Origin of the sequence: Mycolicibacterium sp. MU0050 (genome assembly GCF_963378085.1) — a bacterium.
Lineage (GTDB): Bacteria > Actinomycetota > Actinomycetes > Mycobacteriales > Mycobacteriaceae > Mycobacterium > Mycobacterium wendilense.
Map to the genome: position 1 here is coordinate 4,636,862 of NZ_OY726395.1, position 16,446 is coordinate 4,653,307.

Below are 16,446 nucleotides of genomic sequence, written 5' to 3' on the forward strand. Positions count from 1 at the left end.
TCGGTTGGTAGCTTGGGCAACAGGAGGCCCACGATGACTGCCCACAGCACCGAACGCAAGCCGGCCGCCGAGCGAGTCGCGGTCCGCTGCGTGGATTCCGATGTCCATCCGACGCCCCGTTCCGGGGAACTGGTGCAATACATCCCGGAGCCGTGGCGCACGAAGTACTTCTCGTCGCACAAGTTCGGCGAGCTGATCTACTACGACGCCCCCGACTACGCGCATTCCTATGCGATGCGGGTCGACGCCTTCCCCGACGACGGCGAATTCGCCTGCAGCGACCCCGATCTGGCCTTCCGACAGCTGATCATGGAGGCTGGCTCCGACATCGGCATCCTGGAACCCGCGGCCTACCCGATCCGGCTGCCCGAGGCCGACCACGCCCTGAGCCAGGCGCTCAACTCCTGGCAGGACGCGCACTGGCTGGACTCACACAACAACTGGCACCAACGCTGGCGCGGGTCCATCTGCGTGTCCATCGAGGCACCCCACTTGGCGGCCGCCGAGATCGAGAAATGGGCCGACCACCCCTACATGGCGCAGGTCCTGATCAAGGCCGAACGCCGCCCGGCCTGGGGCGACCCGATGTACGACCCCGTCTGGGCCGCCGCCACCAAACACGACATCACCGTGGCGTGCCATCTGTCGCGCAGTCACTTCGAGGAGTTGCCAATCCCCCCGGTGGGCTTCCCCAGTTATAACCACGACTTCATGGTCACCTACTCGTTACTGGCCTCCAACCAGGTGATGAGCCTGATCTTCGACGGGGTCTTCGACCGCTTCCCCACCCTGCGCTTCGTGTTCGTCGAGCACGCCTTCACCTGGATCCTGCCGCTGATGTGGCGCATGGACGCCATCTACGAGGCCCGCAAGTCCTGGCTCGACATCAAGCGCAAGCCCAGTGAATACGTCAAGGACCACATCAAGTTCACCACCCAGCCGTTGGACTACCCCGAGGACAAGACCGAATTGACCCGGGCCCTGGAGTGGATGGAGTGCGAGAAGATCCTGCTGTTCTCCAGCGACTATCCGCACTGGACCTTCGACGATCCGCGCTGGCTGGTCAAGCACCTACCCGAGCACGCCCGCGAGGCCATCATGTTCCGCAACGGCATCGAAACCTACAAGCTGCCCGACACCGTCCCGGCGCTCGAGGGCCAGACGCGCGTCTTCTGAGCCGGCCGGGCCCCATCTGGTGGCCACCCAGGAACACTGTTGGCCGCGTCTCATGCTCCTGGTTGGACAACCGATCCAAGGGGCGAGCGGGTCGCCGGGCAGAGACCACCCTTCCGCCGGCCACCCCGCTGTGACGCCTATCACATTTGAAGGTCGCACATCCTCGCCAGCAGGCGTTTCACCGCCCGTCCCGGCGTGTCGCTGCGCAAAGTTCCCCCGCAACGGGTGTATACGCCTGTGAAACGGGAGACAAGTGGGGTTGGTTCTGCCACCCTCGTATCAATGAACCCGACTCTGACCGTCCGCCGCCGACTGCTCGTCGTCGGCGCCGTGCTGGCGCTGGTGGCCGCCGCGGTCGCCACGGTCGTGGCGCTCGACCGGGCCCGGGACTCCTTCATCGCCGAGCACAACCGGCCGTTGGCCGTCGGCGACTGCGTGGTGGTGGACGACACCGACAGCGACCCGGCGACCCCGGAAGTCCAGGCGCGACGAGCGGACTGCCAGGCGGACCCCAGCTTCACCGTGGGCGCCCTGGCCACCTCGACCGGCGAATGCCCCAGCTCCGAATATCAGCACTTCCCCGGCCCGGCCGCGGATCGCGTCACGGCAAGCCTGTGCCTGGTGCCGAACCTGGTCGCGGAGCACTGCTACCGCCTGGGCGTGCCGATCGGCCTGATGGAACGGGCGGACTGCGCGAGCAATCCGGCCGACCCCGACGCGGGGTTGTTGGTGCAGGTCACCCGCCGGTTGGAGGTGCGTGACCAGCACGCCTGCCCCGCGGTCAGCGGTCAGTACGCCTGGCCGTACCCGTCACCGGCGCGCACCTACTGCACCGCAACCATCTTCTGACCCGTACCGAGCCCAAACTCACCTTTGGGCCGAAAAGTGCGGGGCGACGACGGCATACCGTCGACTTCGGCGTCTCAGGCCGGCTGCTCGACGACGTCCTTGATCCGGTTGAGCGTCTTGGTCATGTCGCGGATGTTGCGCCGTTTGCGCAACTGGCCACCCAGCAACCCGAACAGCGTGGTGAAGATCCCCTCGTTCATCCGGAAGGATTCGGTGACGTCGGTGCCGCCACCCGCGGGCTCCAGCTGGTAGCGCCAGTTGTTGACCGCCCGATCGCCGAGCAGCACCTCGAATCCGAAGTCGCGGCCGGGCTCACACGAGGTGACCCGGCAGGTGGTCCAGTACACCGGGCCGATCTCGTTGCGCCGGACGTGACCACGGAACTTCGCGCCCACCGCGGGTCCGGTGGCGCCGTCGAGCCACTCCGCTTCGAAGGTCTCCGGGCTGAACTTGCCCGTGTTGCGGACGTCGGCGATCAGTTCCCAGATCTCGTCGGCGGGTGCGTTCATGTGTACGGTCACCGAAGCTTGCATCGGCGTTCCCCCATCGGTAGCAGTTGTCAGCTCGGCGGCGCGGTACCGGTCAGAGTGGCGATCGACCGAAGCGGTATGGGCAGCCAATCCGTACGATAGCGAGCTTCGTAGGCAGTTTCATAGACCGCCTTGTCCAGTTCGTAGGCCGCCAGCACCGGTCCCGCCTGCCTCGGGTCGAAGCCGGCGACGTCGGCGTACCCGTCGCAGAAGGCCGCCCGGCATTGTCCGCTCCAGTCCAGCGCCGCGGCGAAATCCTGTTCGCCGCGGCCCACCAGGGGTTGAAACGCCGCATATTCGTAGGACCGCAGCATGCCGGCGACGTCGCGCAGCGGCGAGTCCGAGCGGCGCCGCTCCTCCAGCGGCGCTCCCGGCTCGCCTTCGAAATCGATGACCAGCCACGACGACGGCGTTCGCAGCACCTGCCCCAGATGCAGGTCGCCGTGCACGCGTTGTACGACAATCGACTGCCCCGCAACACTTTTGAAAATATCGGCGATCGTCGGCTGGTACGCCGACAGCTCCGGGACCTGTGCGCAGGCGGAGTCCAGCCGCGCCAACGCGGAGTCCACCGCGAATACCCCTGAGGCCGTGCCCAGTTCGGCCGCCAGGGCGGTGTGCACCGAGGACACCGCCTGCCCGAGCCGGAACGACGCGTCGGTGAAATCGCCTTCGCCGGCGTGGGCGTACCGGCGTGTGGCGGCCGCGGTGGCCAGCGCCCATCCTTCGGCGGCACCGGCGGCGAACGCGGTCACCATGCCCAGCGGGCAGGGCACGTCGTCCCAGGTGGTCTCGAAGGCGGCGAGCAGCCGCGCTACGTGGCGGTTTCCGGCGTTGCCCAGGATCCGGTTGAGCTCGATGTCGGGATTGATGCCGGTGTTGACCCGCCGGAACACCTTCAGGATCGCCTCGTCGCCGAACACCACACTGGTGTTGCTCTGTTCGACGCCGGTGAGCCGCGGCGGCGCCTCGACCGGCAATTCCACGCCGGGTTCGACGCTGAAGCCCACCTCACCGCGGGTGGCCTGGGCAGCGCAGAGCTCGAGCAGGTGCCGGGCGGCCTCCGGGTCGTACAGCGCGTCGTAGGCAACCCGCCCCCGCACGGTGCCGATGCCGGCCAGGTCGGGCAGGTCGGTGCGTTCGGTGTCGCTCCACAGCACGAGGACCTGATACCGCTCGGTGCCACCGTCGTCATAGTGCGCGTCGAGCAGCAGCAGGTCGAGGTCGGTGCGCAGTGAGTTGATCGCCGCGGCGGTCACCGTGGTCAACCGTCGGGTGCGGCCCGCGTACCAGCGTTGCCGCGGCAACCATTCGGCGAACGGCAGGTTCATCGGCGTCATGGCTTCCATCATCGCCTCGCTTACCCGCCGACGCGGGCACTCAATCGCATTGTTGTCCGGACCGCGGGCCCCGAAACTCGGGTTACGTTCGGTCGCCCGCGAACATCGTTGCGCGCGGCGAGGTTTGCTGGACACCACCGCCCTTGAAAGGACTATATCGACAGGCTAAATTTCTTTCGGTTTCGTAACGCTGAACGTCCTTTGCGCAACCGCACTTCGACACCCGGGCGCATCGCCCACGTTGTTTACTACCCCGCGCGCCGCGGCGCGCGCCGAACGAGAGCAGGAGAACCGTGGGCAACGGTCAGCCAGATGAAGGTGAAGCACAGGTCATCGTCAGCGTCGCCGACGCCGCCGTGCATATGTTCAACGCGGCGATCGAGGACCTCCCCGAACCGGAGGATCCCGAGTTCCCGCAGCGCGTCGCGGTGGTGTTGACCGGGCTGCGCAAGCTGGTGGCCTCGCTGAGCCGCGCCGCCGAGCGCAACCGGCCCACGCCGGCGGTCATCATCTCGCTCAGCGGCGTCCGCACCACCTACGACAACCTGATGGAGCGCGCCGCCGATGGACCGGGATCGACTCTGGGACAACGGCTTTACGTCGCCCGCACGCGGGCGAAGTTGACCGCCAAGGAGGCGGCCAACGGCGCCGGCCTGCGCGCCGACCTGATCCGTGCCATCGAGGAAGAGGAACCGACCACCGAGGAAGAGACCGCAGCGGTCAAGGAGCTCATCGCCGCGCTCGGCGGCTAGGTCGACACCACCAGGACGGGCACCGGGTCGACCCGCACGTCGACCCGGGTGCCGGGGGTCAGGCGACGGGCGCGCGCCCCGGACATCTGCGCGACGACGTGCGCGCCTCCGACCATCCGAACCCGCACGCGGGAGACGGGTCCGAGAAAGGCCGTGTCGACGACGACGGCCGCGCCCTCGGGCGTCACCGTCAGCTGCACCGCCTCGGGTCGTACCAGGGCCGTTCCCACGCCGGTAACCGAGCCGGGCAGCACCGGTACCCGGCTGCCCAGCACCCGCACGGCGCCGTCGGAGACCCGCGCGGGGACGCGGTTGCTAAGGCCGACGAATTCCGCGACGAACGGTGAGGCCGGCGCCGCGTAGAGCTCGACCGGAGTGGCGATCTGCTCCAGCCTGCCGCGGTTCATCACCCCGACGCGGTCGGCGACGGCCAACGCCTCCTCCTGGTCGTGCGTGACGAACAGCGTGGTAGTGCCCACCTCGGTCTGCACCCGGCGGATCTCCTCGCGCAGTTGCACCCGGACCTTGGCATCGAGCGCCGACAGCGGCTCGTCGAGCAGCAGCACCTGCGGCTCGACCGCCAGCGCCCGCGCCAGGGCTACCCGCTGCTGCTCACCGCCGGACAGTTCGTGGGCGAACTTGTCGCGGTGGCCTGCCAACCCCACCATGTCCAGCATCTGCATGGCCCGGGAAACCCTGGCGCCCTTGTCCTTTCCGCGCAGCTTCAGCCCGAAGGCCACGTTATCGAGCACCGTCAGGTGCGGGAACAGGCTGTAGGCCTGGAAGACCATCCCCATGTCGCGGCGGTTCGGAGGGACGGTCGTGATGTCCTTGCCGGCGACCGACACCCGGCCGGAGGTGGGCTCCTCGAGCCCCGCCAGGATGCGCAGCGCGGTGGTCTTGCCGCAGCCCGACGGCCCCAACAACGCAACCAGTTCGCCGGGTGCCAGCCGCAAACTCAGGCCGTCGAGGGCGCGGACGCTGCCGTAGGTCCGGGTGAGCGCGCTGACCTCGACGGCCACCGCGGCCGACCGCCGGCTCATGCGGGTGCCCCCACGGCCGGTGCCACCGCCGTCCGCCGCGACCCGCGACCACGGCGGACCAGCAGCGAAAGCGTGAGCAGCAGGGCGAATCCGAACAGCAGCACCGCCAGCGAGGCCGCGACCGAGGTGGGCCCGTCGCTCTTGCCGATCGCCACGATCTGCACCTGCAGGGTCTCGTATCCGGACAGCGACGCGATGGTGTACTCGCCGAGCACCACGGCGATCGAGATGAACGCCGCCGACAGCACACCGGCCCAGATGTTGGGCAGCACCACCCGTACCACCGTGGTGGTCCATCCGGCGCCCAACGACCGGGCTGCCTCGGTGAGCGTGGGCAGGTCGATACCCGTCAACGCCGAGTCGAGGGCTCGATAGGCGAACGGCAGCACCAGGATGACGTAGACGAAGGTGAGCACCAGTGCGGATTCGCCGAGCAGATAGGTCACCCACAGGTAGACGTTGCGCAGGCCCACCACGATCACCAGGGCCGGAATGGCCAACGGCAGCAGGCACAAGAACTCGATCAGCCCGTTGGCCCACGGTGCGCGCAGCCGCACCCAGATCATCGTCGGCACCAGGAGCGCCAACATGACCACGACGGTCAGCACGGCGATCAGTACCGACACCACGATGGCGGAGTACAGCGCGTTGTCCGCCAACAGGTTCGACCACGCCGCAGCGGTGCGGCCCGCGCCGCGCAGGTTGCGGGTGGAGAAGTCCGCCATGGCGTAGAGCGGGAACAGGAAGAAGAGGGCGAACAGCACCGTGAGGGCGGTTCGAATCGTCTTGGCGCGCGGGGTCATCGGGGTCATCGCAGCCACCTCGCCGTGCGTCGCATCAGCTGGTTGTAGCCGAACATCACCGCCGCGACCACCACGATCATCTCCAGCGCCAGCGCATAGGCGAAGCCGGCCTGACCCAACACCACCTCGCTGGTCAGCGCCGAGCGGATCAACAACGGCACGATCGGGCTGCCCTGGCTGACCAGGGCGGCCGCGGTGGCGTAGGCGGCGAACGCGTTGGCGAACAACAACAGGGCCGAACCCGCGAAGGCCGGGGCCAGCAGCGGAAAGCCCACCTCCCGCCAGTACTGCCACGGCGTGGCGCCCAGACTCACCGCCGCCTCGCGCCATTGGTCCCGCAACCCGTCGAGGGCGGGCAGGAAGACGATGACCATCAACGGGATCTGGAAGTAGGTGTACACCAGGATGAGCCCCGGCAGGCTGTAGAGCCAACCTCCGCCGGCCAGATCCAGCCCGAACAGATCCGCGGCCCACACGGTCAGCACACCGTTGAGCCCGATCGTCGCCAGGAAGGCGAAAGCCAGTGCCACACCGCCGAACTGGGCCAGCACCGCACACAAGGCCAACGCCATCCGACGGAACACCGACGTCACCGGCCGGCTGACGATCAACCACGCCAGCACGGCACCGAACACCGCTCCCAGCACCGCGGTGCTGGCGGAGAGCAGCACGCTGCGCCACAGCGCGAGCAGCGCCGTGGACGAGAACAGCACACCCACCCGGTCGAGGGTGAACTGGCCGTCGGAGATGAACGCGTTGACCACCACCGTGGCGGTGGGGATCAGCAGGAAGATCCCGACGAACAGCAGGAAAGGCAACAGCGGCAGGCCGGTACGGAGCCGGCGCCCGATGGTGGTCGAATCAGCCAATTGCCTCGGCCCAGTTTTCCGCCAGGTATTCGGTGGCGACCTCGGTCTGCTCCTGGGTCGGGACCGTGACCATGCCGTCGATGGCGGGCAGCCGGTGGAAGGCGGCCGAGTCGAAGGTGGTGGCCTGGATCATCGCGTCGGCGCGCACCGGGCGGACCCCGCCCTGGGCGAACAGGTTCTGTCCCTCGTCGCTGAACAGGAACTCCTGCCACAGCCGCGCGGCGGCCGGATGCGGCGCGTCGGCATTGATCGCCTGATAGTAGAAGCCCGCCACCGCGGCGTCGTTGGGCACGAAAACCCGCCAGGACGGCAACCTTTCGCTTTCGATGCCGTTGAGGTAGTTCCAGTCGATGACCACCGGCGTCTGCCCGGAGGCGATGGTGGCCGGCGTCGGATCGACCGGCAAGAAGTTGCCGACGTCGTTGAGCTTGCGGAAGAACTCCACCCCGGGGGCGATGTCGTCGGCCGAGCCGCCCTGCGACACGGCCACCATCAGCACACCGGAGAACGCGGCCCCGGCCTGGGTCGGGTCGCCGTTGAGCGCCACCTTGCCCTTGAACTCGGGCTTCAGCAGGTCGTCGATGCTGGTCACGTCGGGCACCGCGGTGGCGTCATAGCCCACCGACATATAGCCGCCGTAGTCGTTGACCCACAGCCCGTCGGGATGCTTGAACCCCGCGGGGATGTCGGCGAAGGTCGCCACCCGGTACGGCGCGAACATCGACTCGTTGGCCAGCGCCACCGACTGGCCCAGGTCGAAAACGTCGGGCGCGGTGCTCTTGCCCCGCTGCTGCTTGGCGGCGTTGATCTCCTCCTGACTGGAGGCGTCGGGCTGCGCGGAGTTCACCTTGATGCCGTACTTCTCGCTGAACGCCGCGATGATGGCGCCGTAGTTGGCCCATGTCGGGGGCAGGGCGATGACGTTGAGTTCGCCCTCGGCCTGGGCGGCCCGGACCAGCTCTTCCATGCCCCCGAAATCTTCCGCGGAGGTGGCCGTGGCGGCGTCGCTGTCACCGGTGGACTGCTGCGGCGGCGCGCACCCGGCGGCGAGCAGCAGCGCGAGCGCCGCGGCGGCCAAGGCGAGCGGGCGGGGTGTCTTCATGACGAGAACCTTCCGGTGAGCACTCGACGGTGGGCTGTCGCGGCGGTGACGACCGGCCGAACACGAATCGACATGCCCGGTGAAAGGTAGCCGTTGCAACGACGGCCCGCCAGTGCCCGCGCCCCGGAAACACGAAATCCCCCAGCCTGCGCTGGGGGATTTCGCGTTACGGACGAGCCGATCAGATCAGGTGAGCCTGCAGATCCGGGATCATGGCCTGCAGTTCCCGACCCCAGTACGCCCAGTTGTGCGTGCCGTTCGCCGGGAAGTTGAACACACCGTTGGTGCCGCCCGCGGCCAGGTACTTGTCGCGGAAGGTCTCGTTGGTGCGGATGGTCAGGCCCTCCAGGAAGGTGGCCGGCAGGTCGCCGCCACCCAGCTCGTTGGGCTGGCCGTTACCGCAGTAGATCCAGATGCGGGTGTTGTTGGCCACCAGGCGATCGATGTTCTCCATCGGGTCGTTGCGCACCCAGCCGCTGTTGGGGTCCTCGGTCTTGCCCCACATGTCGTCGGCCTTGTAGCCGCCGGCGTCACCCATGGAGATGTTGATCAGGAACGGCCACCAGCCCTCGGACGGGTTCAGGAAGCCCGACATCGAACCGGCGTAGGTGAACTGGTTCGGGTGCCAGATCGACAGGGTCAACGAAGCCGACCCCGCCATCGACAGGCCGATCGCGGCGTTGTTGGTGGAGCGCACCGCGCGGTTGGCTGACAGCCACTGCGGCAGCTCGGAGGTCAGGAAGGTCTCCCACTTGTAGGTCTTGGTGGGTCCCTTGTTGCGGGCCGGCGCGTACCAGTCCGTGTAGAAGCTGGACTGACCGCCGACGGGCATCACGACCGACAGGCCCGAGTCGAGGAACCACTCGAAGGCCTGGGTGTTGATGTCCCAGCCGTTGAAGTCATCCTGAGCGCGCAGGCCGTCGAGCAGGTAGACGGCGGGCGAGTTCTCCCCACCGCTCTGGAACTGGACCTTGATGTCCACGCCCATGGACGGCGACGGCACCATCAGGTACTCCACCGGCAGACCCGGCCGCGAGAACGCGCCCGCGGTGGCGGTGTTCCCAGCGAGGCCGATCAGCCCGGGAAGCACGGCCGTCGCCACGGCGGCGACGCCGACCCGGCGGGCCCATTTCCCACGCATCTTCTGAATGAATTTCATACTTGTATCCAGCCAATCTGTGTGTACGACGTAATTCCCGCCGTTTCTTGGACCCAGCCGCATTCCACCGCGGCGGACAACGTCTTCATCGCGGCAAACGGCCTATTCATTACGTCATCGATTCGACACATGAGTTTCCCCTCGACGGGTGACCCTACAGGCAGACCACCCGATTCGATAGTCGAGGGTGCGTCGAAACAGCCAATGTTGCAGCCTAGACCACCGCCGCCCCGGCGTGCGCGCCGAGGCTTTGGGCCGTGCCCTTCCACCGCCCCGGCCATAGCGGGGAAACGGGGGTTGACCAGCCCAAACTATTCGTAGCGGGCGCTCCGGGAAAAGCCTCGGAGCCCACGGCGCACGTCCGATTCCGGGCGTAGTTGGTGGACGCGACGACGACCGAACAGATTGCCGCGAATGCCGGGGTATCGCGGCGCGCGTTCTATCGCCATTTCGGCTCCAAACACCATCCGCTATTCGCCGATGCGCCCATACTGAGCCGATGGCCACGGACAAGCCGCCCATCTTGTTCCTCCACGGCGTCTTCGGCCGCCCCGCGCTGCTGCAGCCGTGGACCGAGTTCTTCACCGCCGCCGGCTACAGCTGTCACGCGCCGACGCTGCCCGGCCGCGACCCCACCGACGAGCAGGTACTGCGCCGCACCGGCATCGAGGACTGCTTCGCGGTGGCCCTGCAGGCATTCGACGACATCGATCCCGAACCGGGCACCCCGGGCCACAAGCCGGTTGTCATCGGGCACAGCATGGGCGGACTGCTGGGCCAGAAGCTGGCCGCCGTGCGCGACCCGGCGGCCCTGGTGCTGCTGGCCTCGATCCCACCCGGGGTGCTGTGGCCGCAGCCCAAGGTCATGCACAACCTGCTGCCGGTGCTGCCGGCGATCCTGGCGGGCCGGCCGATGCTGCCGTCGGAGCGGACCATGCGCTCGGTCCCCCTGAGCACCCTGCCGCAGTCCGAGCAGGACAGCCTGCTGCCACGGCTCGCCCGGGACTCCGGCCGGGTGTTCCGGGAGATGTCCCTGGGCACCCGTGCGGTGCGCGTCGACCGCGAACACGTCCGCTGCCCGGTGCTGTCCGTCAGCGCCGGCGACGACCGCAACGTGGCGCCGTGGATCTCGCGGCGAATCGCCGCGCGCTACGGCGCCCAGCAGCAGGTCCACCCCGGGCTGCCGCACTGGATCATCGCGGCATCGGCCGTCGACCAGGTCGCCCCGCCGGTGTTGAACTGGCTGGAACGGACGCTGCAACGGGGGTCCGGCTGATCGCCTATGGTGCGGGGGTGGCCAACCGCGATCATGGCGACCCCGGCGATGCGCCGACCGTCCCACCCCCGCTGACCGATGTGGTCAACCCGGCGCGCCCGTCGGCGGCCGAGGAGGCGCGCACCATCGCCGCGTCCACCAACGCCGGCGTGCTGGCCAGCCTCACCCCGACCGGCGACCCGTGGGCGTCCTTCGTGACCTACGGCCTGCTCGACGGCGCGCCGGTGCTGTGCGTCTCGCACATGGCCGAGCACGGCCGGAACCTGGCCGAGGACCCGCGCGCGAGCATCGCCATCGTGGCCCCGGCCACCGAGTCCGATCCGCTGGCGAACAGCCGCATCACGCTGGCCGGCGCCGTCGAACGCCCCGCCGGCCCGGAGTTGACGGCCGCCCGCGAGGCACATGTGGCCGCCGTGCCCGCTGCGAAGTACTACATCGAATACAGCGACTTCACGGTGTGGATCCTGCGGGTGGACCGGGTGCGCTGGGTGGGCGGCTACGGCCGGATGGACTCGGCCACCGGGCAGGCCTACAACGACGCCGAGGCCGACCCCGTCGCACCCCATGCCAGCGGCGCGGTGGCGCATCTCAACGCCGATCACGCCGACGCACTGGCGTTGATGGCGCGAACGCTGGGCGGCTTCCCCGACACCGACACCGCCGAGTGCACCGGCGCCGACCGCTACGGCCTGGACCTCAAGGTCAGCACGCCCCGCGGGGTGGCCTATACCCGGGTGGGCTATCCGACCCGGTTGGACTCCGCCGATCAGATGCGGGCGGCGGCAGTGGAATTGGTCGGTCGGGCGCGGGAACTCAGTTAGTCGCTCTACGCTGGTCGCATGACCGCGGAAGTCGACGAGGCGGTGCTGCGGGCGTTCGGGGACGCCCGGGTCGCGCGGCTGGCCACGGTCGATGCCACCGGCCAACCGCATCTGGTGCCGATCGTGTTCGCCGTCGGCGACCAGCACATCTACACCGCCGTCGACGGCAAGCCGAAATCGAGCACGCGGCTGCGGCGACTGGCCAACATCGCCGACCGTCCCGCGGTCAGCGCGCTGGTCGACCATTACAGCGAGGACTGGGCGCTGCTGTGGTGGGTGCGCGCCGACGGCCTGGCCACCGTGCACGACGACGGCCCCGTCGCGCATCGCGGCCGTGAGTTGCTGCACGCCAAATACTCCCAGTACGAGTCGGTTTCGCTGGACGGGCCGGTCATCGACATCGAGGTGCACACCTGGGCCTCGTGGACCGGCCGCTGAGCCGGGCGGTCAGTTCCCGCCGACCACCCGCACCGGCACGTTCGAATAGCCGTTGACGCTGGTCATCGCCACCCGCTGCAGGTTGTCGACGTCCACGACGTAGTGCGGCATGAAGTCCAGCAGGTACTCCAGCGCGATGGCGCTTTCCGAGCGGGCCAGCGCCGCGCCGAGGCAACTGTGGATGCCATAGCCGAACGCCAGGTTCTGCGCCTCGGTCCGGTCCCGGTTGATGTCGAACTTCTCGGCGTCGGTGAAAGCCCGCTCGTCGCGGTTGGCGGCCGCACCGATCAGCAGCACGGCACTGCCGGCCGGGATGGTGACCCCGTGCCGGTCAACGTCTTTGAGCGTGTAGCGGCAGTCGTATTGCACCGGCCCCTCGTAGCGGAGCAGTTCCTCGACCGCGGCCGGGATCTTGCTGCGGTCGGCCCGCAACTGCTGCCATTGCTCCGGGTGTCGCCCGAACACCACGGCCGCCGTGCCCAGCAGCTTGGCCACGGTTTCGGCCCCGGCCGCGCCGAGCAGCGTGCAGAAGCCGGCGATCTCGATGTCGTCGAGGCGGGTCGTGGTGCCGTCGTCGCGCTCCACCTCGACCGCACACAGCGCGCTGATCATGTCGTCGGCCGGTTCGGCGCGGCGCTGCTGGATGATCTCGTAGTACAGGGTCCCGGTGTCCATCATGGCCTGCAGGCCGGCCTTGTCCATGGTGCTGCGCCCCGCCGGGCGGTGCAGCGCGGTCTCCAGCCAGACCCGCACGTCCTGGCGCCGGGGCTCGGGAACACCGAGCATGGTGGTGATCACCTCGACCGGGAACAGCGCGGAGAAGTCGGCGACCACGTCGAAGTTGTCGGGGTCGGCGGCCTCGAGGTGGTGGGTGATCCGGTCGCGGATCACGTCCTGCTGCTTCTGGATTGCGCGCGGGGTGAACACCTTGTTGACCAGGCTGCGCATGCGACGGTGCTCCGGCGGGTCCATCCAGATGATCGACGGCTGGTGGGCGTGCTGACCGGATTGGATTTCCTCGAGGGTGACGCCGCGCGACGAGGAGAAGGTCTCGAAATCCTTGAACGCCGCGGCGACGTCCTCGTGCCGACTCAGCGCGTAGAAGTCGTACTTCTCGCTGTAGTAGACCGGCGCGTGGTCGCGCAGTTGTCGGTAGGTCCCGTACGGGTCGTTGAAGTGCTGCTCGGAGAACGGATCGAACTCCACGGCCTGCTCCATCACGACGACATCCTGCCTGTCTCGAGTCGCCGGTACCCCCGGCGAACAGAAAGCGTGACATTTTGACGCTGATCTGTAAAGTCAACACGGTGCGGGGTCGCTGCGACCCGGCCGGTTGTGCCGAATCAGAAAGGCGACTCCCTTGGGCATCGTGACCACCACCTCAGCTACGTCGTTCCAGCATCCGCCGGAAGTGGTGTACGACTTCGTCACCAACCCCAACAACTGGACCAAGACGTACCCGGGCAGCAACTATGTCGGCAAGCTCGACGATCTGCCGCTGAAGGTCGGCGACACCTGGGAGGAGGCCGGCCCCGACGGGGCGCACATCTACACCTGGCACCTGGCCATCGCCATGCGGCCCACGCTGTGGATGTTCAACTCGGTGGGCCGTCTCGGACACGATCGCGACGGCAACGGCGGGTTCGAGGGCCGAATCACCGTGCAGTATCACTTCACTCAGCCCGGACCCCACACGCTGTTCACCCGGACGATGACCATCGAGGCCTATCGCGATGCCCCGATGCCCGACAAGTTCTTCCGCATCGTGAACCCGGCCTTCATCGACCGCTATCACGACGCGATCACTCGCGAACTCGACGGCGCGCCGGTCGGCGGTTAACCGAGGGCGGCCCGCAGCGCGGCGCCCTGCAATTCGAAGAGCCGCTGACTGACCTCCCACCCCGGCAGCATCGAGTCGAAGCCGTGACAGGTGCCCGGGAACACGTGCAGCTCGGTGCCGACCCCCGACCAGAGCAGCCGCAACGCGTAGTCGATGGCCTCGTCGCGCAGCGGATCCAGCTCCGAACAGCTGATGAAAGTCCTTGGCAGACCGTCGAGATCCTCGGTGAGACCGGGAACCGCGGCGGCCGGAAGCGCACTGGCGTAGTGCCGCCACATCTGCTCGGCGGCCGGCCCGTCGAAGCCGGGGGTGGCGGTGAACTCCTCCTTGGACGGGCTGGGCCGGTTGTCGAGCACCGGTTGGTGCAGCAACTGGAACACCACCGGCGGCTTCGCGTCGCGCGCAGCCGCCTGCGCCAGACCGGCTGCCAGGGCACCGCCGGCGCTGCTGCCCGCGACCGCGATCCGGGCCGGGTCGATACCCAAGTCCGCGGCGTTGTCGACGGCCCAGCACAACACCGCCGCCGCGTCGTCGTAGCCTGCGGGAAACGGGTGCTCCGGCGCCAACCGGTAGTCGACGGAGATCACCGTGCACCGCCCGCGACGGGCGAACTCGACGCACTGCAGGTGGTCGGTGTCGAGGTTCCCCAGCACGAAAGCGCCGCCGTGGCAATAGAGTACGGCCGGACCGGGACTGGGGCCGCCGCGGTAGATCCGGACCCCGATCGTGCGGGCGCCGTCACCGGGCACCGGTTGCTCCGTGATGTCGACACCGGCGGTGTCCAGCTGTGCGGCGGTCAAGGCCCGGCGCTCGTCGATCGAGGCCCGGACGACCGGCAGCAGCTCCGCGGCGAGATCGGTGCGGAACTCGGCAAACGGCCGTAGCGCGGGGTCCAGCCGATCGAGGGGGTTGCCGCCGGGCGAGAGCGGGTTCACTGCCCCACCGCCGAATGCGAGCGCACCGCAATCGGTTCGGCCGGCGTCCCGGACGGCTCGAAGCTGTAGTCCCGCGGCCGCAACCGCCGGGTCATCGCCCAGAACGCCCGCGCGCTGCGGGGCCATTGGGTGACGACCCGCCCGTTGGCGGCCCGGAAGTAGTTGCTGCACCGGGTGGTCCAGACCGTGCCGACCATCCAGCGGTCGATCTTGGCGATGTAGTCGGCGGTGGCGTCGCGCCGGACCGCGATGTAGGACTTGCGGCGCCGGCGCATCAGCCGCAGCGCCCGCACGATGTAGCGGGCCTGGGCCTCCAGGACGAAGATGACGCTGTTGGAGCCGACGTTGGTGTTGGGCCCGTACAGCATGAAGAAGTTCGGGAAGCCCGGCACCGCCATCCCCAGATACGCATACGCCCCGTCGGTCCAGGTGTCGGCCAGCGTCGCGCCGCCCTCGCCACGGACCTCGATCTGGCCGAGATAGTCCGCGACGGCGTAGCCGGTGGCGCACACCACCACGTCCACGTCGAGTTCGGTGCCGTCGGCGGTGACCAGGGACCGCGTCCGCAGCGCCTTGGCCGGCGAGGAAATCACCTCGACATGGTCCTGGGTCAACGACGTGAGGTAATCGGTGGCGAACACCAGCCGCTTGCAGCCCAGCGGATGGTCGGGGGTCAACCGGGCCCTCAGGTCGGGATCGGGCACCGTCGCTTCGAGCGCCCGCAGTGCGGTCGCCTTGAACTCCTGGGTCTTGTCGCTGCCGTTCTCGATCACCGAGATGTTCGACTCGCTGCGCAACCAGAGCCGGGTGCGGTACACCCGCTTGGCCAACGGCACGTACTTGAAGATCCGCTTCTCCCGCTCGGTGTAGGGCCGGTCCGGTTTGGGCAGGATCCAGGTGGGCGAACGTTGGACCGAGTACACCCGCGCCGCCCGGCGGGCGATCTCGGGCAGCACCTGCGTCGCGGTGGATCCGGTGCCCAGCACCGCGACCCGCGCTCCCGTCAGGTCCACCGAGTGGTCCCACTTCGCGGTGTGCATGACGGTGCCCGCGAAGGGCTCCTCCTCGACCAGGTCCGGCGTCAGCGGCTGGTTGAACACCCCGACCGCCGATACGACCACGTCGAAACGGTGCTCCTCGCCGGTGGCGGTGCACAGCAGCCAGCTGCGGTCCTCGGGGTCCCAGTCGGCGCCGACGATGTCGGTGTTCAGGCGCAGGTAGCGCTCCAGCTGATGGCGGCGCGCGCAGTTCTCGAAGTAGCGCAGGATCTCCGGTTGCTCCGACCACAGTCGCGACCAGTCCGGGTTGAGGTCGAACGAGAACGAGTACAGGTGGGATTTCACGTCGCAGGCCAGACCCGGATAGGTGTTGGTGCGCCAGGTGCCGCCCACCCCGTCCTCCCGGTCGAAGATGGTGAAGTTCTCGAATCCGGCTTTCTTCAGGAAGATCCCGAGCGCCAGGCCGCCCGGCCCGGCCCCGATGACCCCCACCGATAGATCGTTGGCCATTCGAC

17 protein-coding genes and 1 pseudogene are annotated in these 16,446 nt (G+C 68.4%); 8 read left to right on the forward strand and 10 right to left on the reverse strand.

All coding sequences use genetic code 11. The annotated features are described in order from the left end of the window. Positions 1–33: 33 nt before the first annotated feature. Positions 34–1,176 (forward strand): amidohydrolase family protein, encoded by a 1,143-nt coding sequence (locus R2K23_RS22110; RefSeq protein WP_316512624.1) that lies wholly within the window; start codon positions 34–36, stop codon positions 1,174–1,176. Positions 1,177–1,458: 282 nt separating this feature from the next. Further along, positions 1,459–2,025, forward strand: a complete 567-nt coding sequence (locus tag R2K23_RS22115; protein ID WP_316512626.1) for a hypothetical protein — start codon at positions 1,459–1,461, stop codon at positions 2,023–2,025. A 74-nt stretch (positions 2,026–2,099) separates the two neighbouring features. Here the strand turns inward: R2K23_RS22115 and R2K23_RS22120 are convergent, their stop codons facing one another. Both R2K23_RS22120 and R2K23_RS22125 read right to left on the reverse strand, forming a co-directional pair. Then, positions 2,100–2,558 carry an SRPBCC family protein gene (locus R2K23_RS22120; RefSeq protein ID WP_316512627.1) on the reverse strand — a complete coding sequence of 153 codons (459 nt, stop codon included), beginning with the start codon at positions 2,556–2,558 and terminating at the stop codon, positions 2,100–2,102. A 26-nt stretch (positions 2,559–2,584) separates the two neighbouring features. After that, entirely contained in the window at positions 2,585–3,886 is a 1,302-nt protein-coding gene (locus R2K23_RS22125; RefSeq protein WP_316517485.1) for a maltokinase N-terminal cap-like domain-containing protein, read from the reverse strand. A 371-nt stretch (positions 3,887–4,257) separates the two neighbouring features. Here R2K23_RS22125 and R2K23_RS22130 point away from each other — a divergent pair, with 371 nt between their 5' ends. Continuing rightward, a complete protein-coding gene (locus R2K23_RS22130; RefSeq protein ID WP_316517487.1) occupies positions 4,258–4,647 on the forward strand; it encodes a hypothetical protein in 390 nt (129 codons plus the stop codon). Here the strand turns inward: R2K23_RS22130 and R2K23_RS22135 are convergent. The 5 genes from R2K23_RS22135 to R2K23_RS22155 form a co-directional block, all read right to left on the reverse strand. Then, positions 4,644–5,690: an ABC transporter ATP-binding protein gene (locus tag R2K23_RS22135; protein WP_316512630.1), complete on the reverse strand. Its 1,047-nt coding sequence runs from the start codon at positions 5,688–5,690 to the stop codon at positions 4,644–4,646. The two genes, R2K23_RS22130 and R2K23_RS22135, sit on opposite strands and share 4 nt — an antisense overlap. Then, complete coding sequence (locus R2K23_RS22140) at positions 5,687–6,502, reverse strand: ABC transporter permease (RefSeq protein WP_396892574.1); 816 nt, start codon at positions 6,500–6,502, stop codon at positions 5,687–5,689. The genes R2K23_RS22135 and R2K23_RS22140 overlap by 4 nt, the downstream gene beginning before the upstream one ends. Next, entirely contained in the window at positions 6,499–7,344 is an 846-nt protein-coding gene (locus R2K23_RS22145; protein WP_316517490.1) for an ABC transporter permease, read from the reverse strand. The genes R2K23_RS22140 and R2K23_RS22145 overlap by 4 nt, the downstream gene beginning before the upstream one ends. A 10-nt stretch (positions 7,345–7,354) precedes the next feature. Then, a complete protein-coding gene (locus tag R2K23_RS22150) occupies positions 7,355–8,464 on the reverse strand; it encodes an ABC transporter substrate-binding protein (RefSeq protein WP_316512631.1) in 1,110 nt (369 codons plus the stop codon). Positions 8,465–8,645: 181 nt separating this feature from the next. Next, complete coding sequence (locus tag R2K23_RS22155) at positions 8,646–9,623, reverse strand: esterase family protein (protein ID WP_316512633.1); 978 nt, start codon at positions 9,621–9,623, stop codon at positions 8,646–8,648. A 380-nt stretch (positions 9,624–10,003) separates the two neighbouring features. Between R2K23_RS22155 and R2K23_RS24900 the strand changes: the two are divergent. The 4 genes and pseudogenes from R2K23_RS24900 to R2K23_RS22175 all read left to right on the forward strand — a co-directional run. After that, positions 10,004–10,072, forward strand: a pseudogene (locus tag R2K23_RS24900) (TetR family transcriptional regulator); the annotation flags it as partial. A 50-nt stretch (positions 10,073–10,122) separates the two neighbouring features. After that, positions 10,123–10,899 carry an alpha/beta hydrolase gene (locus R2K23_RS22165; protein WP_316512634.1) on the forward strand — a complete coding sequence of 259 codons (777 nt, stop codon included), beginning with the start codon at positions 10,123–10,125 and terminating at the stop codon, positions 10,897–10,899. Positions 10,900–10,916: 17 nt separating this feature from the next. After that, complete coding sequence (locus R2K23_RS22170; RefSeq protein ID WP_316512636.1) at positions 10,917–11,720, forward strand: HugZ family pyridoxamine 5'-phosphate oxidase; 804 nt, start codon at positions 10,917–10,919, stop codon at positions 11,718–11,720. 18 nt (positions 11,721–11,738) lie between these two features. Next, positions 11,739–12,158: a TIGR03668 family PPOX class F420-dependent oxidoreductase gene (locus R2K23_RS22175; RefSeq protein WP_316512638.1), complete on the forward strand. Its 420-nt coding sequence runs from the start codon at positions 11,739–11,741 to the stop codon at positions 12,156–12,158. A gap of 9 nt (positions 12,159–12,167) precedes the next feature. Here the strand turns inward: R2K23_RS22175 and R2K23_RS22180 are convergent, their stop codons facing one another. Continuing rightward, positions 12,168–13,376 (reverse strand): cytochrome P450, encoded by a 1,209-nt coding sequence (locus tag R2K23_RS22180; RefSeq protein WP_396893669.1) that lies wholly within the window; start codon positions 13,374–13,376, stop codon positions 12,168–12,170. A gap of 142 nt (positions 13,377–13,518) precedes the next feature. Between R2K23_RS22180 and R2K23_RS22185 the strand changes: the two genes are divergently transcribed. After that, on the forward strand, positions 13,519–13,998 hold the full coding sequence (locus R2K23_RS22185; protein WP_316512641.1) for an SRPBCC family protein: 480 nt from the start codon (positions 13,519–13,521) through the stop codon (positions 13,996–13,998). Here R2K23_RS22185 and R2K23_RS22190 read toward each other — a convergent pair. Both R2K23_RS22190 and R2K23_RS22195 read right to left on the reverse strand, forming a co-directional pair. Then, positions 13,995–14,933: an alpha/beta hydrolase gene (locus R2K23_RS22190; RefSeq protein ID WP_316512642.1), complete on the reverse strand. Its 939-nt coding sequence runs from the start codon at positions 14,931–14,933 to the stop codon at positions 13,995–13,997. The two genes, R2K23_RS22185 and R2K23_RS22190, sit on opposite strands and share 4 nt — an antisense overlap. Beyond that, the gene (locus R2K23_RS22195; RefSeq protein ID WP_316512643.1) at positions 14,930–16,441 is read right to left on the reverse strand and encodes a flavin-containing monooxygenase; all 1,512 of its coding nucleotides are present in this window, start codon (positions 16,439–16,441) and stop codon (positions 14,930–14,932) included. Before R2K23_RS22195 ends, R2K23_RS22190 begins: the two co-directional genes overlap by 4 nt. Positions 16,442–16,446: the final 5 nt, after the last annotated feature.